At 67.0% G+C, this 16,171-nt stretch carries 19 protein-coding genes; 8 read left to right on the top strand and 11 right to left on the bottom strand.

Annotated elements, in window-relative coordinates; translation table 11 throughout:
- Positions 1 to 21: 21 nt before the first annotated feature.
- On the bottom strand, positions 22 to 2,370 hold the full coding sequence (locus QTI05_RS23300) for a YgiQ family radical SAM protein (RefSeq protein WP_286543057.1): 2,349 nt from the start codon (positions 2,368 to 2,370) through the stop codon (positions 22 to 24).
- Between the two features lie 152 nt (positions 2,371 to 2,522).
- Between QTI05_RS23300 and QTI05_RS23295 the strand changes: the two genes are divergently transcribed.
- Positions 2,523 to 3,482 carry a bifunctional helix-turn-helix transcriptional regulator/GNAT family N-acetyltransferase gene (locus QTI05_RS23295; RefSeq protein ID WP_286543055.1) on the top strand — a complete coding sequence of 320 codons (960 nt, stop codon included), beginning with the start codon at positions 2,523 to 2,525 and terminating at the stop codon, positions 3,480 to 3,482.
- A gap of 132 nt (positions 3,483 to 3,614) precedes the next feature.
- Here the strand turns inward: QTI05_RS23295 and QTI05_RS23290 are convergent, their stop codons facing one another.
- The 3 genes from QTI05_RS23290 to QTI05_RS23280 form a co-directional block, all read right to left on the bottom strand.
- The gene (locus tag QTI05_RS23290) at positions 3,615 to 4,397 is read right to left on the bottom strand and encodes a 3-hydroxybutyrate dehydrogenase (protein ID WP_286543054.1); all 783 of its coding nucleotides are present in this window, start codon (positions 4,395 to 4,397) and stop codon (positions 3,615 to 3,617) included.
- Positions 4,398 to 4,449: 52 nt separating this feature from the next.
- Entirely contained in the window at positions 4,450 to 5,571 is a 1,122-nt protein-coding gene (locus QTI05_RS23285; protein ID WP_286619770.1) for a patatin-like phospholipase family protein, read from the bottom strand.
- Between the two features lie 137 nt (positions 5,572 to 5,708).
- Positions 5,709 to 6,158 carry a CHRD domain-containing protein gene (locus QTI05_RS23280; protein WP_286543050.1) on the bottom strand — a complete coding sequence of 150 codons (450 nt, stop codon included), beginning with the start codon at positions 6,156 to 6,158 and terminating at the stop codon, positions 5,709 to 5,711.
- Positions 6,159 to 6,281: 123 nt separating this feature from the next.
- On the opposite strand from QTI05_RS23280, the gene QTI05_RS23275 reads away from it, so the two are divergent.
- The 5 genes from QTI05_RS23275 to QTI05_RS23255 all read left to right on the top strand — a co-directional run bounded on the left by QTI05_RS23275 (position 6,282) and on the right by QTI05_RS23255 (position 9,189).
- Positions 6,282 to 6,872 carry a chromate transporter gene (locus QTI05_RS23275; RefSeq protein ID WP_286619769.1) on the top strand — a complete coding sequence of 197 codons (591 nt, stop codon included), beginning with the start codon at positions 6,282 to 6,284 and terminating at the stop codon, positions 6,870 to 6,872.
- Positions 6,869 to 7,468, top strand: a complete 600-nt coding sequence (locus QTI05_RS23270) for a chromate transporter (RefSeq protein ID WP_286543046.1) — start codon at positions 6,869 to 6,871, stop codon at positions 7,466 to 7,468. Before QTI05_RS23275 ends, QTI05_RS23270 begins: the two co-directional genes overlap by 4 nt.
- Before the next feature lie 19 nt (positions 7,469 to 7,487).
- Complete coding sequence (locus QTI05_RS23265) at positions 7,488 to 8,459, top strand: aldo/keto reductase (protein ID WP_286543044.1); 972 nt, start codon at positions 7,488 to 7,490, stop codon at positions 8,457 to 8,459.
- A gap of 92 nt (positions 8,460 to 8,551) precedes the next feature.
- Entirely contained in the window at positions 8,552 to 8,722 is a 171-nt protein-coding gene (locus tag QTI05_RS23260) for a hypothetical protein (protein WP_286543041.1), read from the top strand.
- Positions 8,719 to 9,189, top strand: a complete 471-nt coding sequence (locus QTI05_RS23255; protein ID WP_286543627.1) for a DUF3237 domain-containing protein — start codon at positions 8,719 to 8,721, stop codon at positions 9,187 to 9,189. Before QTI05_RS23260 ends, QTI05_RS23255 begins: the two co-directional genes overlap by 4 nt.
- Before the next feature lie 42 nt (positions 9,190 to 9,231).
- Here QTI05_RS23255 and QTI05_RS23250 read toward each other — a convergent pair whose 3' ends face one another.
- From QTI05_RS23250 to QTI05_RS23235, 4 genes are all read right to left on the bottom strand, one after another.
- Positions 9,232 to 10,200 (bottom strand): Bug family tripartite tricarboxylate transporter substrate binding protein, encoded by a 969-nt coding sequence (locus QTI05_RS23250; RefSeq protein ID WP_286543040.1) that lies wholly within the window; start codon positions 10,198 to 10,200, stop codon positions 9,232 to 9,234.
- A 131-nt stretch (positions 10,201 to 10,331) separates the two neighbouring features.
- Positions 10,332 to 11,078 carry a 23S rRNA (guanosine(2251)-2'-O)-methyltransferase RlmB gene (gene rlmB, locus QTI05_RS23245; protein WP_286543038.1) on the bottom strand — a complete coding sequence of 249 codons (747 nt, stop codon included), beginning with the start codon at positions 11,076 to 11,078 and terminating at the stop codon, positions 10,332 to 10,334.
- A 23-nt stretch (positions 11,079 to 11,101) separates the two neighbouring features.
- Complete coding sequence (locus QTI05_RS23240) at positions 11,102 to 12,079, bottom strand: hypothetical protein (protein ID WP_286543036.1); 978 nt, start codon at positions 12,077 to 12,079, stop codon at positions 11,102 to 11,104.
- The gene (locus tag QTI05_RS23235; RefSeq protein ID WP_286543035.1) at positions 12,076 to 12,762 is read right to left on the bottom strand and encodes an ABC transporter ATP-binding protein; all 687 of its coding nucleotides are present in this window, start codon (positions 12,760 to 12,762) and stop codon (positions 12,076 to 12,078) included. Before QTI05_RS23235 ends, QTI05_RS23240 begins: the two co-directional genes overlap by 4 nt.
- Before the next feature lie 16 nt (positions 12,763 to 12,778).
- Between QTI05_RS23235 and QTI05_RS23230 the strand changes: the two genes are divergently transcribed.
- A complete protein-coding gene (locus QTI05_RS23230) occupies positions 12,779 to 13,423 on the top strand; it encodes an arylesterase (RefSeq protein WP_286543033.1) in 645 nt (214 codons plus the stop codon).
- A 60-nt stretch (positions 13,424 to 13,483) separates the two neighbouring features.
- Here the strand turns inward: QTI05_RS23230 and QTI05_RS23225 are convergent, their stop codons facing one another.
- Both QTI05_RS23225 and QTI05_RS23220 read right to left on the bottom strand, forming a co-directional pair.
- Positions 13,484 to 13,687, bottom strand: coding sequence for a hypothetical protein (locus QTI05_RS23225; protein WP_286543031.1), 204 nt, complete (start codon positions 13,685 to 13,687; stop codon positions 13,484 to 13,486).
- Positions 13,688 to 13,777: 90 nt separating this feature from the next.
- Complete coding sequence (locus tag QTI05_RS23220) at positions 13,778 to 14,983, bottom strand: PLP-dependent transferase (RefSeq protein WP_286543030.1); 1,206 nt, start codon at positions 14,981 to 14,983, stop codon at positions 13,778 to 13,780.
- Positions 14,984 to 15,149: 166 nt separating this feature from the next.
- Here QTI05_RS23220 and QTI05_RS23215 point away from each other — a divergent pair, with 166 nt between their 5' ends.
- A complete protein-coding gene (locus QTI05_RS23215) occupies positions 15,150 to 15,608 on the top strand; it encodes a VOC family protein (RefSeq protein WP_286619767.1) in 459 nt (152 codons plus the stop codon).
- On the opposite strand, the gene QTI05_RS23210 is transcribed toward QTI05_RS23215, so the two are convergent.
- Positions 15,586 to 16,110, bottom strand: coding sequence for a phosphoribosyltransferase (locus QTI05_RS23210; protein ID WP_286543028.1), 525 nt, complete (start codon positions 16,108 to 16,110; stop codon positions 15,586 to 15,588). The two genes, QTI05_RS23215 and QTI05_RS23210, sit on opposite strands and share 23 nt — an antisense overlap.
- Positions 16,111 to 16,171: the final 61 nt, after the last annotated feature.

Here is a 16,171-nt window from a genome sequence, read left to right as displayed (position 1 = left end):
ACAACCAGGCCGTAACGGAGGTCAGCGGCCCTTGCGAATCACTGGCTTGGCCTTGCGCCCCGACCCGTTGTCACGCGGCGGCAGGCCGGTGTGCTGCGTGAGCAGGCGGCCCTTGGTGACGGGTGAGGCCTTGACCGTTTCCACCGACGCGCTCGAATTCTTCTTGCGCGCGCTGGTGTAGCTGCCGTCGGTCAACGGCTGCCAGGTCGGGATCAGGTGGTGCTTGCCGTTGCCGATCAGGTCGGCGCGGCCCATGCTCTTGAGCGCCTCTCGCAGCAGCGGCCAGTTGTTGGCATCGTGATAGCGCAGAAAGGCCTTGTGCAGACGGCGGCGCTTGTCGCCGCGCACGATGTCCACCGTCTCGCTCTCGCGCGTGATCTTACGCAGCGGGTTCTTGTTGGTGTGGTACATCGCCGTCGCCGTGGCCATCGGCGACGGGTAGAACGTCTGCACCTGGTCGGCACGAAAACCGTTCTTCTTGAGCCAGATCGCGAGGTTCATCATGTCCTCGTCGCTGGTGCCCGGGTGCGCGGCGATGAAGTACGGAATCAGGTACTGCTTCTTGCCGGCCTCGGCGCTGAACTTCTCGAACAGCTGCTTGAACTTGTCGTAGCTGCCGATGCCCGGCTTCATCATCTTGGTGAGCGGGCCCTGCTCGGTGTGCTCGGGCGCGATCTTCAGGTAGCCGCCCACGTGGTGCTGCACCAGCTCTTTCACGTACTCGGGGCTTTGCACGGCCAGGTCGTAGCGCAGGCCGGAGCCGATCAGGATCTTCTTGATGCCCCGCAACGAGCGCGCGCGACGGTAGATCTTGATGAGCGGATCGTGGTTGGTGCCGAGGTTCGAACAGATGCCTGGGTAAACGCAGCTGGGCTTGCGGCAGGCGGCCTCGATCTCGGGGCTCTTGCAGCCGAGCCGGTACATGTTGGCCGTGGGGCCGCCGAGGTCGGAGATGGTGCCGGTGAAGCCCTTGACCGAGTCGCGGATGGCCTCGACCTCCTTGATGATCGACTCTTCCGAACGGCTCTGGATGATGCGGCCCTCGTGCTCGGTGATCGAGCAGAAGGTGCAGCCGCCAAAGCAGCCGCGCATGATGTTCACGCTGAAGCGGATCATTTCCCAGGCCGGGATCTTGGTCGCGCCATCGTGGCCGCCAGCCTCGTCGGCATAGCGCGGATGCGGGCTGCGTGCATAGGCCAGGTCGAAGACGTGGTCCATTTCAGCCGTGGTCAGCGGAATCGGCGGCGGGTTGATCCACACGTCGCGCGCGGTTGCGCCCTCGCCATGCGTCTGCACCAGTGCACGCGCATTGCCGGGGTTGGTTTCGAGGTGCAGCACGCGGTTGGCGTGCGCGTAGAGCACCGGGTCGGCGCGCACCTGCTCGTAGGACGGCAGGCGGATCACCGAATGCTCGCGCGGCGGCACCTTGATGCGGGCCCGCAGCGCCGGGTTGGGCACGAAGGTCAGCGGCTTGATGGCCGGGTTGGATACCGCGGCAACGGCGCCCGCCTCGGCGGCCACCGCGACCGCCTCGGCTTCGTCCTCGCGCGCGCAGGTCGCGCCGTTGGCCTTGGCCTGGTCCGACACCATGAGGTACGGATTGACGTGCGCCTCGACGCGGCCAGGTTCGTCCACGCTGGTGGAGTTGATCTCGAACCAGCCTTCCGGCGTTTCACGCCGCACGAACGCGGTGCCGCGCACATCGGTGATCTGCTGCACCGGCTCTTTGGCGGCCAGCCGGTGCGCGATCTCGACGATGGCGCGCTCGGCATTGCCGTAGAGCAGCAGATCGCATTTCGAATCGACCACCACCGAGCGGCGCACCTTGTCCGACCAGTAGTCGTAGTGCGCGATGCGGCGCAGGCTGCCTTCGATGCCGCCGAGGATGATCGGCACGTCGTTCCAGGCTTCCTTGCAGCGCTGCGAATAGACGATGGCCGCGCGGTCGGGCCGCTTGCCGCCGACGTCGCCGGGCGTGTAGGCATCGTCGCTGCGGATCTTGCGATCGGCCGTGTAGCGGTTGATCATCGAATCCATGTTGCCCGACGTCACGCCGAAGAACAGGTTCGGCTTGCCCAGCGCCTTGAACGGCTCGGCGCTCTGCCAGTCGGGCTGGGCGATGATGCCGACGCGAAAGCCCTGCGCCTCCAGCATGCGGCCGATCACGGCCATCCCGAAGCTGGGGTGGTCGACGTAGGCATCGCCGGTCACCACGATGATGTCGCAGCTGTCCCACCCGAGCGCGTCCATCTCCTTGCGCGAAGTCGGGAGAAATTTCGCCGTGCCGAAGCGGGCCGCCCAGTACTTGCGGTAGCTGGTCAGCGGCTTGGCGGCGCGGTGAAAAAAGGAGACGTCGACGGGGGCGTTCATGGGGAGCGGGCTGGCGCAATGCAAGAGCGCCGTGGAGGCCCGTTTCGGGCAACCCGCGATTTTAAGGTTTCAGGGCGACTCTGTCGCCTGCAAGGCCATGCGGCGACGTGGCGATGCCACAGACATATGGTTGCTTTTGTCAATCATATTGAATGACAATGGCAACCATGTCGTCGAGTTCGCACGCACCCGATGCCGCCGCCGTGAAGGCGGTGCGCCAGTTCAGCCGCTTCTATACCGCGCGCATCGGCGCGCTCGGCTCCTACCTCGGCAGCGAGATGTCGCTGACCGACGTGCGCGTGCTCTACGCGCTGGCGCACCGCGAAAAGCCGGTTGCCAGCGAGATCGGCAAGGCACTCGGGCTCGACCCCGGCTACCTGAGCCGCATCCTGCGCCGCTTCGACAAGGCGGGCTGGCTCACACGCCTACCCCACCCCGCCGATGCCCGCCAGAGCCTGCTGGCACTAACAGAAGCCGGCCACGCCGCTTTCGCACCGCTGCAGCAGCGATCACGCGACGAGGCCGCCGGGCTGCTGGCGCCGCTCACTGCGGCCGAGCGGCAGCAGGTGGTCGAAGCCATGGCCACCGTGCAGACGCTGCTCGACCCCGAACGGCCAGCCTTCACGAAGCCGGTCACCGCCGTGCTGCGCGACCCGGCCCCCGGCGACATCGGCTGGGTGGTGCAGCAGCACGGCGAGATCTACGCACGCGAGTACGGCTGGAACAGCGAGTTCGAGGGGCTGGTGGCCGACATCGCGGGCCGGTTCCTGCGCAAGTTCCAGCCCGAATGGGAGCGCTGCTGGATCGCCGAACTCAATGGCGAACGCGTCGGCGCCGTGTTCGTCGCGCGCAAATCGGCCAGCACGGCGCAATTGCGCATGCTGATCCTTGCGCCGCAAGCCCGCGGCCTGGGACTCGGCGGGCGCCTCACCGACGAATGCATCGCCTTCGCACGCCGCAAGGGTTACAAGACGATGGTGCTGTGGACCAACAGCTGCCTTGCCGCCGCGCGCGGCATCTACGCCACGCGCGGCTTCCGCCTCACCAAATCGGAACCCTACGAAGGCTTCGGCCAGCACTTGGTCGGCGAAACCTGGACCCTGAAACTCTAAGCGAGCGATCCTAGGGGCGGGAGTTTTCGCGGAACACCGCGGAACCGGCTCCGCCGGGCCGCCGGTGTTGCCCCCGGCAGGGGGTTGGCGAAGCGGACACGCAGTGCCGCGCAGCCTGGGGGCGAGCAACAATCACTGCATGAACCAGCCGTGGCTCACCACCAGCGACTGTCCGGTCAGCGCATTTGTCGGGAAGCCCGCGAACAGGAGTGCCACGCGCGCCACGTCGTCGGTGGTGGTGAACTCGCCGTCCACGGTTTCCTTGAGCATCACGTTCTTGACGACCTCTTCTTCGGTGATGCCCAGCGTCTTGGCCTGCTCGGGAATCTGCTTTTCGACCAGCGGCGTGCGCACAAAGCCGGGGCAGATGACGTTGGCACGCACGCCGTGCTTCGCGCCCTCTTTCGCGACCGTCTTGCACAGGCCGATCAGGCCGTGCTTGGCGGTGACGTACGGTGCCTTGAGCATCGAAGCCTCTTTCGAGTGCACCGAACCCATGTAGATCACACTGCCGCCGCGGCCCTGCGCATACATGTGCTTCAGGCAGGCCCGGGTGGTGAGAAACGCGCCGTCGAGGTGGATCGCCAGCATCTTCTTCCAGTCGGCAAAGCTGAACTCGTCGACCGGGTGCACGATCTGGATGCCGGCATTGCTGATCAGGATGTCGATGCCGCCGAAGGCCGCAGCGGCCTCCTCGACCGCGGCATTGACCTGGTCTTCGCTGGTCACGTCGACGCCCACGCCGATGGCCTCGGCGCCGGTCGCCTTGAGTTCCGCGGCAGTGGCATCGGCCGCCGCCTTGTTCAGGTCGGCGATCACGATCTTCGCGCCTTCCTGCGCGAACACGATGGCGATCTCCTTGCCGATGCCGCTGGCCGAGCCGGTGATGAAAGCGACCTTGTCCTTGAGTTGCATGGTGTGTTCCTTGTTTGCGGGAGAGTGAAGTAAGGCGTCAGGTGTCCCCTGTCTACATCGGCCGCTTGACGCGGATCGCGCCCGGCTCGCCGAGGTCGAAGGTGGTCACGCCGTTGCTCTGCACGTCGCTGCGCAGCGCTTCGGGATGGCCCATCGTGCAGCGCATGTCGCGAGCCCCGGCTTCCCAGTGCTCTTCGACCGTCGCGCGCGAGAACTCATAGTCCTTCGAGTCGCGCTCGTAGGGCTTGTCGCGGTAGATCAGGTGAAAGATGTCGATCGGCTGGTGCGTGAGTTGCGACTGGATCGCCGCCACGCTCGGGTCGTTGCGCAGCCCCGCCGGCAGCTTGTCGATCAGGTCGGCAATGGCCTGCTGCAGGTTCATGTTCGCGGCCAGCGCATCGGTGTTCATGCGAGTGCGGCTCGAGTAGGTGATGTCCTTCTGCCGCTCCATGACTTCCGACAAGGTCGTCGGCAGCGGCCCGCGTGCATTGAACAGGTCGACCTGCAGCACCACCAGCGCTTCGCTGCGCGGGTGGTTGTCCAGCACGTACTGCAGCGGCGTGTTGGAGACGAGCCCGCCGTCCCAGTACTGCTCGCCGTCGACCTCGACCGGCGCGAAGCCCGGTGGCAGCGCGCCGCTGGCCATGATGTGCTCGGGGCCGATCTTCTGCACGGCGTTGTCGAAATAGACCGAATTGCCATTGCGCACATTGACCGCGCCCAAGCTCAAGCGCATTTCGCGCGCATTGATGCGATCGAAGTCGACCAGCCGCTCGAGCGTTTCCCTGAGCGGGGAGGTGTCGTAGTAGCTCAGCAGCGGCGCGGCGCCGCCGAGCATCAGCTGCGGCGACACGCGTGGCTTGAAGAAGCCGGGGATGCCGAACAGCGACGCGAGGTTCGCGCTCCACTGGTTGAGCGTGGCGCGGTCCCCCATCCAGCTCGGCAGCCGCTGCGACGGGCCGGATGACACGAGTTCCCAGAACTCGCGCAGCCGCGCGACGCGCCGCTCCGGCGCGTTGCCCGCAATCAGCGCCGCGTTGATGGCACCGATCGAGACACCCGCAATCCATTGCGGCTGGTCCCGATGGCGGCTCAACGCGTCGTACACGCCAGCCTGGTAGGAGCCCAGCGCGCCGCCGCCCTGCAAGACCAGGGCCTTGCGGGCGAAGCGCATGTCGGGGAGAGCGGGGGAAGCGTGGGAAGTGGGAGAAGAAGTGCGGGTGGGTCGGGAGGCGCGGGAAGAAGGATGGGTTTTCGTGGGCGGCGTGCTCATGCCGTCATTGGACACCAGCCTCCTTTGGCCAAGCTGACTTACATCTTCGGCAGCAGCTGCCCGCGGATCTCGCCGGCCGGGTTGGCGGCCGTGTGCACGTTGGCGTACCACTTGCCGGTCATCAGATCCGCCGCTTGCGCCGGGGTGAGTGTGGCCTGCCCCTCGATAGGGCTGGCGGCACTGGCGAATGGCAGCACCACGCCTGCGTTCTCGCCGGCCGAGGCCGGGCCGTGGAAATGCGCCGCCGTGGCCGGGCCGCTCAGGCCGCTGTAGGTGATCTTGTACTTGAGAACGTTGGTGTCCTTGTTGAGCCAAGCCTCGGCCATGCCGCTGCCGCGCGTCATGTTGGGCGGAACCTCGCTCGCCGCGTTCATGGCGCCGCTGAAGCTCGTCGTCTTGGACGCGCCCATCATTCCGCAGCCTGCGAGCGCGACGGTGGCGATGCCGGCCACAAGGGAAGCACGCAGCAAAGTGCCGTATGGGTTCATGGTGTTGACTCCTTCGATGTTGAAACCGGGCCAGCATAGGCCCGCACCGCCGCACCGCCGTGTCGGCCACTGCCGCGACTTGGTGCCGCACGTCGACGCCCGGCCCGGCCCATAATCGTGCCCATGCCTCCAGCCCTCGCCGGGACGGCCTCACCGGTCGAACTTGCCCGCCCCGAATCTCCTCGCGACCTGTTTGTCTCTTTCACCTGGCTGGCCCTGCAGGGTTTCGGCGGCGTGCTGGCCGTGGTGCAGCGCGAAATGGTCGAAAAGAAGCGCTGGCTCAGCCCCGACCAGTTTCTCGAAGACTGGGCCGTGGCGCAGGTGCTGCCCGGCCCCAACGTGGTCAACCTGTCGCTGATGATCGGCGACCGCTACTTCGGCTTGCGTGGCGCCATTGCCGCGGTGGCCGGCATGCTCACCGTGCCCCTGTTCGTGATCCTCGCGCTGGCATTGCTCTATGCGCAGTACGCCGGCCATCCGCAGGTGGCAGGCGCGCTGCGCGGCATGGGCGCAGTGGCGGGCGGCCTGATCGCTGCGACCGGCATCAAGCTGGTACCGCAGCTGCGCCGGCACCCGCTGGGGTTCGGCGTGTGCCTCGCGTTCGTTGCCGTCGTCGCCATCGCGATCGCAGGTTTGCGCTGGCCGCTGCTGTGGGTGCTGCTGGCCTTCGGTGGCGCGGCCTGCGTGTGGACCTGGCGAAAGATTCCGGCATGACCTTCGTGATGCACTGGCAGGACTGGCTGGGCCTGTTCGCGCAGTACCTGATGCTGTCGCTGCTTTCGATCAGCGGCGCCATCACCACCGTGCCCGACATGCACCGCTACCTGGTGGCCGAACACGGCTGGCTCAGCGACGCGCAGTTCACCTCGTCGGTGGCCATCGCGCAGGCCGCTCCGGGGCCCAACGTGCTGTTCGTCGCGCTGATGGGATGGAACGTCGGCATCAACGCCGGTGGCGGCATCGGCGCGGGCTGGCATGCCTGGGCGCTCGGCCTGTTCGGCCTCATGACCACGATGGTCGGCATCATGCTGCCGAGCACCACCCTCACCTACCTCGCGACGCGCTGGGGCCATCGCAACCGCGACCGGCGCGGCGTGCGCGCCTTCAAGCAGGGCATGGCACCGATCGTGATCGGCCTGCTGATCGCCACCGGTTGGGTGCTGGCCAACGGCAACCATGCCGTCGGTGTGCCGAACTGGCACCTCTGGCTGGTAAGCGGTATTGCCGCGCTGGTGGTGTGGCGCACCCGTATCCATCTGCTCTGGCTGCTCGGCGCGGGTGCCGCGCTGGGCGCCCTCGGCTTCGTTTGAACTTCGAAAGGACATCGCCTTGCAACTCCGCGCCCTCGGCCGCTCCGGCCTTCAAGTCTCTCCGCTGGCTTTCGGCGGCAACGTGTTCGGCTGGACGGTCGATGAAGCGCTGTCGTTCCGCCTGCTCGATGCCTGGCTCGACGCCGGCTTCAACTTCATCGACACCGCCGACGTGTACTCGAGCTGGGTGCCCGGCCACAGCGGCGGCGAATCCGAAACTATCATCGGCAAATGGCTGCGCCAGAGCGGCAAGCGCAACCGGGTGGTGCTGGCCACCAAGGTCGGCAAGCCGATGGGCGAAGGCAAGATCGGCCTCGCGCCGGCGTACATCCGCACGGCCGTGGACGCGTCGCTGCAGCGCCTTAAGACCGACCACATCGACCTCTACCAGTCGCACGACGACGACCCGAACACGCCGATGGAAGACTCGCTCGGCGCCTTCGCCGAACTGATCAAGGCCGGCAAGGTGCGCGCCATCGGCGCCTCGAACTTCACGGCGCCGCGGCTGGCCGAGGCACTCGACGTGTCGGAGCGGCTCGGGCTGCCGCGCTATGAAAGCCTGCAGCCGCTCTACAACCTGTACGACCGCGCGGTGTTCGAAGAGGCGCTGGAGCCGCTGTGCCTGGCGCGCGACGTCGGCGTGATCAACTTCTACGCGCTGGCCGCAGGCTTCCTCACCGGCAAATACCGCAGCGCAGCCGATGCCGGCAAGAGCCAGCGCGGCGCGAACACGACGAAGAAGTACCTCAACGCGCGCGGCCTGCGCATCCTCGACGCGCTCGACCAGGTGGCCGGCGCGCTCGGTGCAAAGCCAGGACAGGTCGCCATCGCCTGGCAGATTGCGCGCCCGGCGGTGACGGCGCCGATCGCGAGCGCAACAACCCTGCAACAGCTCGACGAACTGGTGGCAGCGGCCCAGCTCCAGTTGCCGCCCGAATCGATTGCGCTGCTCGAAGCCGCCAGCGCCGAAACCGCCAAGGCCGCACAGTAGGCACTTTCCCACAGCAACTGGCGACGCGCGCCGGGTCGCGCCACTGGCGGGTTCCGGATACTTCAGCGCATCACAGCTCCTGGAGAAAAACGATGTCTTTCGCGCTCTACATGGTCGGGTTTCTGATCTTCATGGCCGGCGTCATCTGGGGCGCCTCGGTCGCCGGCGTGCCGACGCTCTACATCGGCATCGGTGCGCTGATCATCCTGGGTCTCGGCATCTTCAGCGCGGTGAGCCGCACGCGGAGCAAGGATCCATCCTGACCGATCCGCTCGCCCCGCCTACCCTCGAACACTTTGCCGACCTGCAGGTCGAGGTCGGCACGCCGCAGGTGCTCGGCAGCGGCCCCGGCGGCCTGCGCCGCGTGGTGCCGATTCACGGCGGGAGCGCGAGCGGGCATGGCTGGCGCGCTCGGGTGTTGCCGGGTGGCAGCGACTTCCAGCTGATCGTGAGCGACACGTTGTCCATCCTGGACGCGCGCTACGGCCTCGAAACCGAAGCCGGCGAGTTGATCTACGTGCAGAACCACGCCGTGCGCGCGGCGCCGGCCGAGGTGATGGCGTCGCTGCTTCGCGGCGAGCCGGTCGACCCCTCACAGATTTACTTTCGCTGCAGTCCGCGTTTCGAAACTGCAGCGCCGGCACTGCGCTGGATCAACGAGCGCCTGTTCGTCGGCGTCGGCGTGCGGCACCCGGCACAGGTCGTGATGCGCTTCTTTGCGCTGGCCTGACGTGACCGCGGTAGCTTCGGCCGCCGCTGAACCGGAAGAGGCTTATTCGATCGTGGCGCCCGAGGCGGCCACGATGCCCTTCCACTTCAGGTAGTCCTCTTTCACGACGGTCGAGAACTGCGCCGGCGTCATCGGCAGCGGCTCGGCGCCCTGGGCATGGATGGCGGCCTTCATCTCGGGCGTGGCGAGCAGTTCGTTGACCTTGCGGTTCATCGCGTTCACCACCTCTGGCGGAGTGCGCGCCGGCATGAAGATGCCGTACCAGGTGCTCACGTCGAAGCCCTTGTAGCCGAGCTCGGCCACCGTGGGCACGTCGGGCAGCGAGGTGCTGCGCGCCGCCGAGGTCACGGCCAGCGGCCGCAGCTTGCCGGACTTGATCTGCGCGATGGCCGACGGCACCGACGACACCAGCAGGTCGACATTGCCCGCCAGCACATCCATGAGCGCCGGGCCGGAACCCTTGTAGGGCACATGCCGCATCGAGATGTTGGCCGAGGTCTTGAAGATCTCGCCGGCCAGATGGATGGTGGTGCCATTGCCGGGCGAGCCATAGGTGATGGTGTCCGGCGCGGCGCGCGCCGCGTTCACCACATCGGCCAGCGTCTTGAAGCGCGAGTTGGCGCTGGTGCCGATGATCACCGGCGTGTAGGCCACGCTGGCCACGGCCACCAGGTCTTTGGTCGGGTCGTAGCTCAGGCTCTTGTAGAGCCACGGCGCGACGACCATGTTGTCCTTCTGCCCCATCACGATGTCGTAGCCGGTCGGTGCGGCCTTTGCGGCCTCGGCGATGCCGATGGTGCCGCCGGCCCCGGCGCGGTTGTCGGCGATCACCGTCCATTTCGCCGTTTCGGTGAGCTTGTTGGCCACCAGGCGGGCCAGGATGTCGGTGCCGCCGCCGGGCGGGAACGGCACGATCATGCGCACCGGCTTGGTCGGCCAGGCCTCCTGGGCCGGGACAGTGAAGGCGGCACTCAGGGCGAGTGCGGCGATGAGGAGCGATCTCTTTTGCATGGGGTGGGGGGTTCTTTGTTTCCTGCGGCCGCACACTTCACTTGCCGTCTTGTAGTCTCGGTCTCGAGACACCGAGTGTAAGAAGCGGTGTCCCGGCACACCATCGCCATTGGCGATGACCGTGCTCGCGTTCAGCCGCCGCGCTGGCGCATCGCCTCGTACAGGCAGACCCCGCTTGCCACCGAGACGTTGAGGCTTTCCACCGCGCCCGCCATCGGGATGCTGATGAGTTCGTCGCAGGTCTTGCGCGTGAGTTGGCGCATGCCCTCGCCTTCGGCACCGAGCACCAGCGCCACGGCGCGCTTCAGGTCGCACTGGTAGAGCGTGCCGGGTGCGTCGTCACTGGTGCCGACGCACCAGATGTCGCGTTCCTTGAGTTCGCCGAGCGTGCGCGCGAGGTTGGTCACCATGAAGTACGGCACGGTCTCGGCCGCACCGCTCGCGACCTTGGCCACGGTGGCGTTGATGCCGGCCGCGTGATCCTTCGGCGCGATCACCGCGTGCGCGCCGGCCCCGTCGGCCACGCGCAGGCAGGCGCCGAGGTTGTGCGGGTCGGTCACGCCGTCGAGCACCAGCAGCAGCGGCACGGTGCCCGCAGCTTCGAGGCCTTCGAGCAGTTCGTCCAGCGAGTGGGTTTGCGCCATCGGCTCCACGCGCGCGGCCACGCCCTGGTGCCCATGGCTGCCGGCCAGCTTGGCAATGCGCAGCGCGTCGGCTTCGACCAGCCGCACGCCGGCGTCCTGCGCGCGGGCGATGAACTGTTTCATGCGCGCATCGCGCCGGCTCGCATCGAACAACACCTCGAGCACCGATTGCGGCGCGGTCTTGATGCGCACGCCCACGGCATGGAAGCCGAAAATCACTTTGGGGGAAGACATGCGGGGATTATCCGCGGGCCCGCTCAGGCGATAGGCAGTTCGCTCTGCGCGCGGCTGAGTTCGTCGTGCAGGGCCTGCACGCGCTGCGCGGACGGGTGCACCGTGCCGCTGCCGACTGCCTCGAGGAATCGGCAAGCCGCGTGGCCGCGCGCCGCCGCTTCGTAGCGCGCCACCCAATCCACACGCGCCGGCAACCGTTCGGGCGCCACTGGCCACACGCCGGGCCGCGGACGCATGTGCTCCGCGATGCCGATGCGCCAGGGCTTGGCGCTCACGCGCGCCCGAAAACAGTTCTGGTTGAGGCACATGCGCGCGTAAACCTTGTCGACGCCGAGTTGGCTGAAGCACTCGGCCACGACGGGATCCGCCGGCGCAAAGATGTCGTGCATCGCCAGCAGGCGAAAGCCGGCCGGCGTCCGGTAGATGCGCAGGTGCCAGTCCGGATGCTGCTGCATGAACCGGCCAATGCGCTTGCCGGCGCGCTGCTCGGGCGCGGGGTTGATGCCGCCCTCGCCCCGCTTGCGTTGCAGGCCGATGCGGTACCCCACGATGAACACGATGAGCGCCGCCACCGCACCGCCGATCCACGACCTGCCCGCGTAGCCGGAGAGCAAGCCGGCGATGAGGGCCGGGCCGATCGCATATTCGAAGGCGCCGCCAGGCCGCCCCATGTCGAAATCGATGTCGACGAACAGCACATCGGGCGTGTTGAGGCACAGCGCGCCGTAGCCGTTGCGCGTGACGACGGTGTCACCCTCGCGCACCACGATCTCTTCGCGGATCGGCGTGCCGTCGGCGCCGTTGTAGGCCACCTTGCGCTCGCGCCGCTCCAGTTTCTCGCCGGAAACGATGCGGCCGAAGGCGGCTTGGGTTCGTGCGTCGGCATGCGCCTGGGCGGCCTCGGGGCTTTCGTCCGACCAGCCGAAGCGCCGCACCGTGATCTGGCGCCCGTCGACACGTTGCTGGATTCGGCCCTCGGCCCAGTGCGCGGGAATGATCATGGACTTGCGACGCGGCCCGCCTCGATCGTGATGCGGCGCTCGCACCGCTGCGCGATGCCGCGGTCGTGCGTCACGAGCACGAGCGTGGTGCCGAGTTCGCGGTTCAGGTCGAACATCAGTTCCATCACCTGCTCGCCGGTGGCGAAGTCGAGGCTGCCGGTGGGCTCGTCGGCCAGCAGCAGGGCCGGCTGCACGACGAAGGCGCGGGCCAGCGCCACGCGCTGCTGCTCGCCGCCCGACAGCACCTTGGGATAGTGGCCGAGCCGCTGGCCAAGGCCGACGCGGCCGAGCATTTCGGTGGCCGCCTTGCGTGCGTCTCTGCGGTCGGCCAACTCGAGCGGCAGCATCACGTTTTCGAGCGCGCTGAGGTTGGCCAGCAGCTGGAAGCTCTGGAACACGAAGCCGACCTTCTGCGCGCGCAGCGCGGCGCGGTCGTCTTCATCGATGGCGAAGATGTCGGCACCGGCCAGCCTGACCGTGCCGCGCGTCGGCGTGTCGAGCCCGGCGACGATCGACAGCAGCGTGCTCTTGCCCGAGCCGGAGGCGCCGACGATGGCGGCGGTCTCCCTGGCACCAAGGGTGAAATCGATGTCCTGCAGAATGTCCAGCGTACCGGTCGAGTCGGTGACGGACTTGAAAACATGTTCGACGGCAACGATCTGCTCGGCTCGGGGTGCGGACATTGAAAGGGCTCTCGTTTTGAATCGCAGACACTTTATCTCGGCCGCCACGCTGGCCATTGCGGCGGGTCTTCCGGCCGCCGCTGCGTGGGCGCAATCGGGCAGCGGGCCCACGGTGCTGATCATGGGCGACTCGCTGAGTGCCGAGTACGGCCTCAAGCGCGGCGAAGGCTGGGTTGCGCTGCTGGAGCAGCGGCTGGCCAAGGAAAAGATTCCTGCACGCATTGTCAATGCCAGCATCAGCGGTGAGACCACGGCCGGCGGCAAGTCGCGCCTTGCTGCCCTGCTGAACCAGCACAAGCCCGACACCGTGGTGATCGAACTCGGCGCCAACGATGCGTTGCGTGGCCTGCCCGTCACGCAGACGCAAGCGAATCTTGCAGCCATGGTCGACGCCTCGAAGGCCGCAGGCGCCAAGGTGCTGATCGTCGGCATCCAGGTGCCGCCGAACTACGGCATGGCCTACCTCAACAGCTTCTCGAAGATCTTCGCGAGCGTGAGCACGATCAGCAAGGTGCCCATGGTGCCGTTCATGCTCAAGGGCGTGGCCGATGGCCCGGATGCGGCGGCGATGTTCCAGGCCGACCGGATTCATCCGGTCGCGGCCGCGCATCCGCGCATCCTCGACAACATCTGGCCGGAACTGCGCAAACTGCTCAAATAAAAAGCCGCCCCTGCACCCGGCAGGCGGCGGCTTCGGACGGGAGGGTGCAGCAGAGACGGCTCAGCCGTTCTTGGTCGGCAGCACCGGCGCGATCGGCGCGTCGCGCTCGAGCGAGGCCACGTCGGTTTCCGGGTCGCCGGGCATCAGGCCTTCGCTGCTCGGGCCCAGCTTGCGATTGGCCTTGTCGCGCAGCTTTTCTTCCTTCTTCTTTTTCTTGGCCAGTTCTTTCTGACGCTTCTCGTATCCGTAGTTGGGTGCGGCCATGTTGCTCCTGATGCGCGCCCCGGAAGCGGGGCAAAATCTGCACCCCACTGTAAGCGATAAAGGACGGCGCGAAAACGCGCCGGCGGGGCCTCAGGACGCCATGCCGTCGAGCGCCTGCGCCAGGTCGGCCTGAAGGTCGGAAACCGCTTCCAGCCCGATCGAGAAACGCACCAGCGTGCCCTTGTGTGGCCAGCGCGCCACGCTGGCGTCGCGCATCAGGCCGATGTCGTAGGGCACCACGAGGCTGATCGGGCCGCCCCAGGAATAGCCGAGCCGGAACAACTGCAGGCCGTCGCAGAAGCGGTCGACCTGCTCGCTGCTGAAGCGCTCGTCGAACACCACCGAGAACAGCCCTGCCGCCAGGTCGGCGGCACCGCAGAGTGCGCGCCAGTTGGCGTGGCCCGGCGAGCCGGCAACGGCCGGATGCAGCACCTGGACGATCTCGTCGCGCGTGCCGAGCCAGCGCGCCAGTTCGCGCGCGGCGAGGTCGTGGGCCGCATAGCGCAGCGCAATGCTCGGCAACGACCGCAGCAGCGTCTCGACATCGCCGACGCCCACACCGAAACCCATGCGCATGTGCGTGAGCTTGAGCGCCTGGTGCAGGCGCCCGTCGTCGCGGGTGACCACGCTGCCCATCAGCACGTCGCCGCCGCCGCTGGGGTACTTGGTGAGGGCGTGCACCGAAACGTCCACGCCTCGCCCCGTGCCGTTGAAATCGAAGGGCGCAAAGGCCAGGCCGGCGCCCCAGGTGTTGTCGAGCGCGGTAATGACGCCGCGCGCACGGCAGATGGCGACCAGCGCCGGCAGATCGGGAAACTCCATCGTCACCGAGCCTGCCGCCTCCACCCACACGAGTTTGGTGCGCTCCGACAGCTTGGCCGCCAGATCGCCCGGGTTCATCGCGTCGTAGGTGCGGTGCGTGATGCCGAAGTTGGCCAGCTCACCTGCCGCCAGCGCCTTGTTCGGACCATAGGCGTTGTCGGGCAGGAGCACCTCGTCGCCGGTCTTCAGGAAGGCGAAGCACACCAGCGAGATCGCGGCCAGGCCGCTCGGCACCAGCAGGCACTGGGTGCCGCCTTCGAGCGTGGCCAGCCGCTCTTCGAGCGTGAAGGTGGTCGGCGTGCCGTGCAGGCCGTAGGTATAGCCGGCCTTGGTCTTCCAGTCGCGCGCGCGCATTGCGGCGACGTCGGCAAAGAACACGGTCGAGGCCTTGTAGATGCCGGGCTGTGGTGCCGCGAACCTGGCGGGGGGCTGGTACGGATGATGGATGAGATCGGTGATGGGTTGATGGCGCATGTCGCCAATGCTAGCTGCACAAGGGAGCCCGCCCCGGAACCTCAGCGCTCAGATCAACATCGTGGACTCTGTGAATGCAAGACCGTATGAGTTCAATTTTCTCCAAGACACCGCACCGCCAGTGCCCGCAGAATCAGGCCTTCATTGCCGCGATCGGAGTGTTGCCATGACCATCATTCATGAACTCTTTGCCTACCTCTGCGTGCACGACACCGCCGCAGCCATCGCCTTCTACGGCAAGGTGTTCGGCGTAACCGAGAAATTCCGACTCACCGAGCCGAGCGGCCGCATCGGCCATGCCGAACTCGACTTCGGCAGCGGCGGCACGCTGATGCTGTCGGACGAGTTTCCTGAATACGATATTCGCGGCGCCCGCAGCATCGGCGCCACACCGGTGACCCTGCACCTGCATGTGGACGACGCCGACGCCGTGGTCGGGCGCGCCATCGAGGCCGGCGCCACGCTACAGATAGCGGTGCAAGACCAGTTCTACGGCGAACGCTCGGGCAGCTTCATCGACCCGTTCGGCCACCGCTGGAACGTCGGGCACAGCATCGAAGACCTTTCACCGGAGGAGATGCAGCGGCGCTACACCGCCATGCTCACACCGACCACTTCTCGATGAGCTTCTCGACCCCCAGGGTGTCGTAGCCTTCGAAGGGCTGGTGGATCCACGGGTCGGTCGGCAGGAACTCGACCGAATAGTCGGGCGTGAAAGTCGACAACGCCTTGGTCCAGATCACGGCCGTGCGCAGCTCGGTGATCGGCTTGTACTGGGTGCGCAGCATGTCGACCACCGCATGCAGCGTGTGGCCGGAGTCGGCCAGGTCGTCCACCAGCAGCACCTTGCCGGCGATCTCGCCCTTGGGCGTGGTGATGAAGCGCGCAATGTCCAGATGGCCCTGCACGGTGCCCGCATCGGCGCGGTAGGAGCTGGTCGACATGATTGCCAGCGGCTTGGAGAAGATGCGCGAGAGCATGTCGCCCGGGCGCATGCCGCCGCGCGCCAGGCACAGGATGTTGTCGAACTCCCAGCCCGACTGATGCACCTTGATCGCGAGTTTCTCGATCAGGTTGTGGTACTCGTCATAGCTCACGTAGAGGTGCTTGCCGTCTTCGGTCAACATGGCGTGGATTCCTTCAGTCTTTACTCATTCGTGAAACACCGCGGAACCGGCTTTGCCGGGC

Origin of the sequence: Variovorax fucosicus, from assembly GCF_030316825.1 — a bacterium.
Taxonomy (GTDB): domain Bacteria; phylum Pseudomonadota; class Gammaproteobacteria; order Burkholderiales; family Burkholderiaceae_C; genus Variovorax; species Variovorax fucosicus.
The sequence above is the reverse complement of the archived record's forward strand: the minus strand, read 5'-3'. Positions and strand labels throughout refer to the sequence as shown.

What these genes read in the sequence shown, in the direction of transcription:
- QTI05_RS23300 (WP_286543057.1), bottom strand. Translation starts at nt 2,370, where the DNA reads ATGAACGCCCCCGTCGACGTCTCCTTTTTTCACCGCGCCGCCAAGCCG.
- QTI05_RS23295 (WP_286543055.1), top strand. Translation starts at nt 2,523, where the DNA reads ATGACAATGGCAACCATGTCGTCGAGTTCGCACGCACCCGATGCCGCC.
- QTI05_RS23290 (WP_286543054.1), bottom strand. Translation starts at nt 4,397, where the DNA reads ATGCAACTCAAGGACAAGGTCGCTTTCATCACCGGCTCGGCCAGCGGC.
- QTI05_RS23285 (WP_286619770.1), bottom strand. Translation starts at nt 5,571, where the DNA reads ATGCGCTTCGCCCGCAAGGCCCTGGTCTTGCAGGGCGGCGGCGCGCTG.
- QTI05_RS23280 (WP_286543050.1), bottom strand. Translation starts at nt 6,158, where the DNA reads ATGAACCCATACGGCACTTTGCTGCGTGCTTCCCTTGTGGCCGGCATC.
- QTI05_RS23275 (WP_286619769.1), top strand. Translation starts at nt 6,282, where the DNA reads ATGCCTCCAGCCCTCGCCGGGACGGCCTCACCGGTCGAACTTGCCCGC.
- QTI05_RS23270 (WP_286543046.1), top strand. Translation starts at nt 6,869, where the DNA reads ATGACCTTCGTGATGCACTGGCAGGACTGGCTGGGCCTGTTCGCGCAG.
- QTI05_RS23260 (WP_286543041.1), top strand. Translation starts at nt 8,552, where the DNA reads ATGTCTTTCGCGCTCTACATGGTCGGGTTTCTGATCTTCATGGCCGGC.
- QTI05_RS23250 (WP_286543040.1), bottom strand. Translation starts at nt 10,200, where the DNA reads ATGCAAAAGAGATCGCTCCTCATCGCCGCACTCGCCCTGAGTGCCGCC.
- rlmB (WP_286543038.1), bottom strand. Translation starts at nt 11,078, where the DNA reads ATGTCTTCCCCCAAAGTGATTTTCGGCTTCCATGCCGTGGGCGTGCGC.
- QTI05_RS23240 (WP_286543036.1), bottom strand. Translation starts at nt 12,079, where the DNA reads ATGATCATTCCCGCGCACTGGGCCGAGGGCCGAATCCAGCAACGTGTC.
- QTI05_RS23235 (WP_286543035.1), bottom strand. Translation starts at nt 12,762, where the DNA reads ATGTCCGCACCCCGAGCCGAGCAGATCGTTGCCGTCGAACATGTTTTC.
- QTI05_RS23225 (WP_286543031.1), bottom strand. Translation starts at nt 13,687, where the DNA reads ATGGCCGCACCCAACTACGGATACGAGAAGCGTCAGAAAGAACTGGCC.
- QTI05_RS23220 (WP_286543030.1), bottom strand. Translation starts at nt 14,983, where the DNA reads ATGCGCCATCAACCCATCACCGATCTCATCCATCATCCGTACCAGCCC.
- QTI05_RS23215 (WP_286619767.1), top strand. Translation starts at nt 15,150, where the DNA reads ATGACCATCATTCATGAACTCTTTGCCTACCTCTGCGTGCACGACACC.
- QTI05_RS23210 (WP_286543028.1), bottom strand. Translation starts at nt 16,110, where the DNA reads ATGTTGACCGAAGACGGCAAGCACCTCTACGTGAGCTATGACGAGTAC.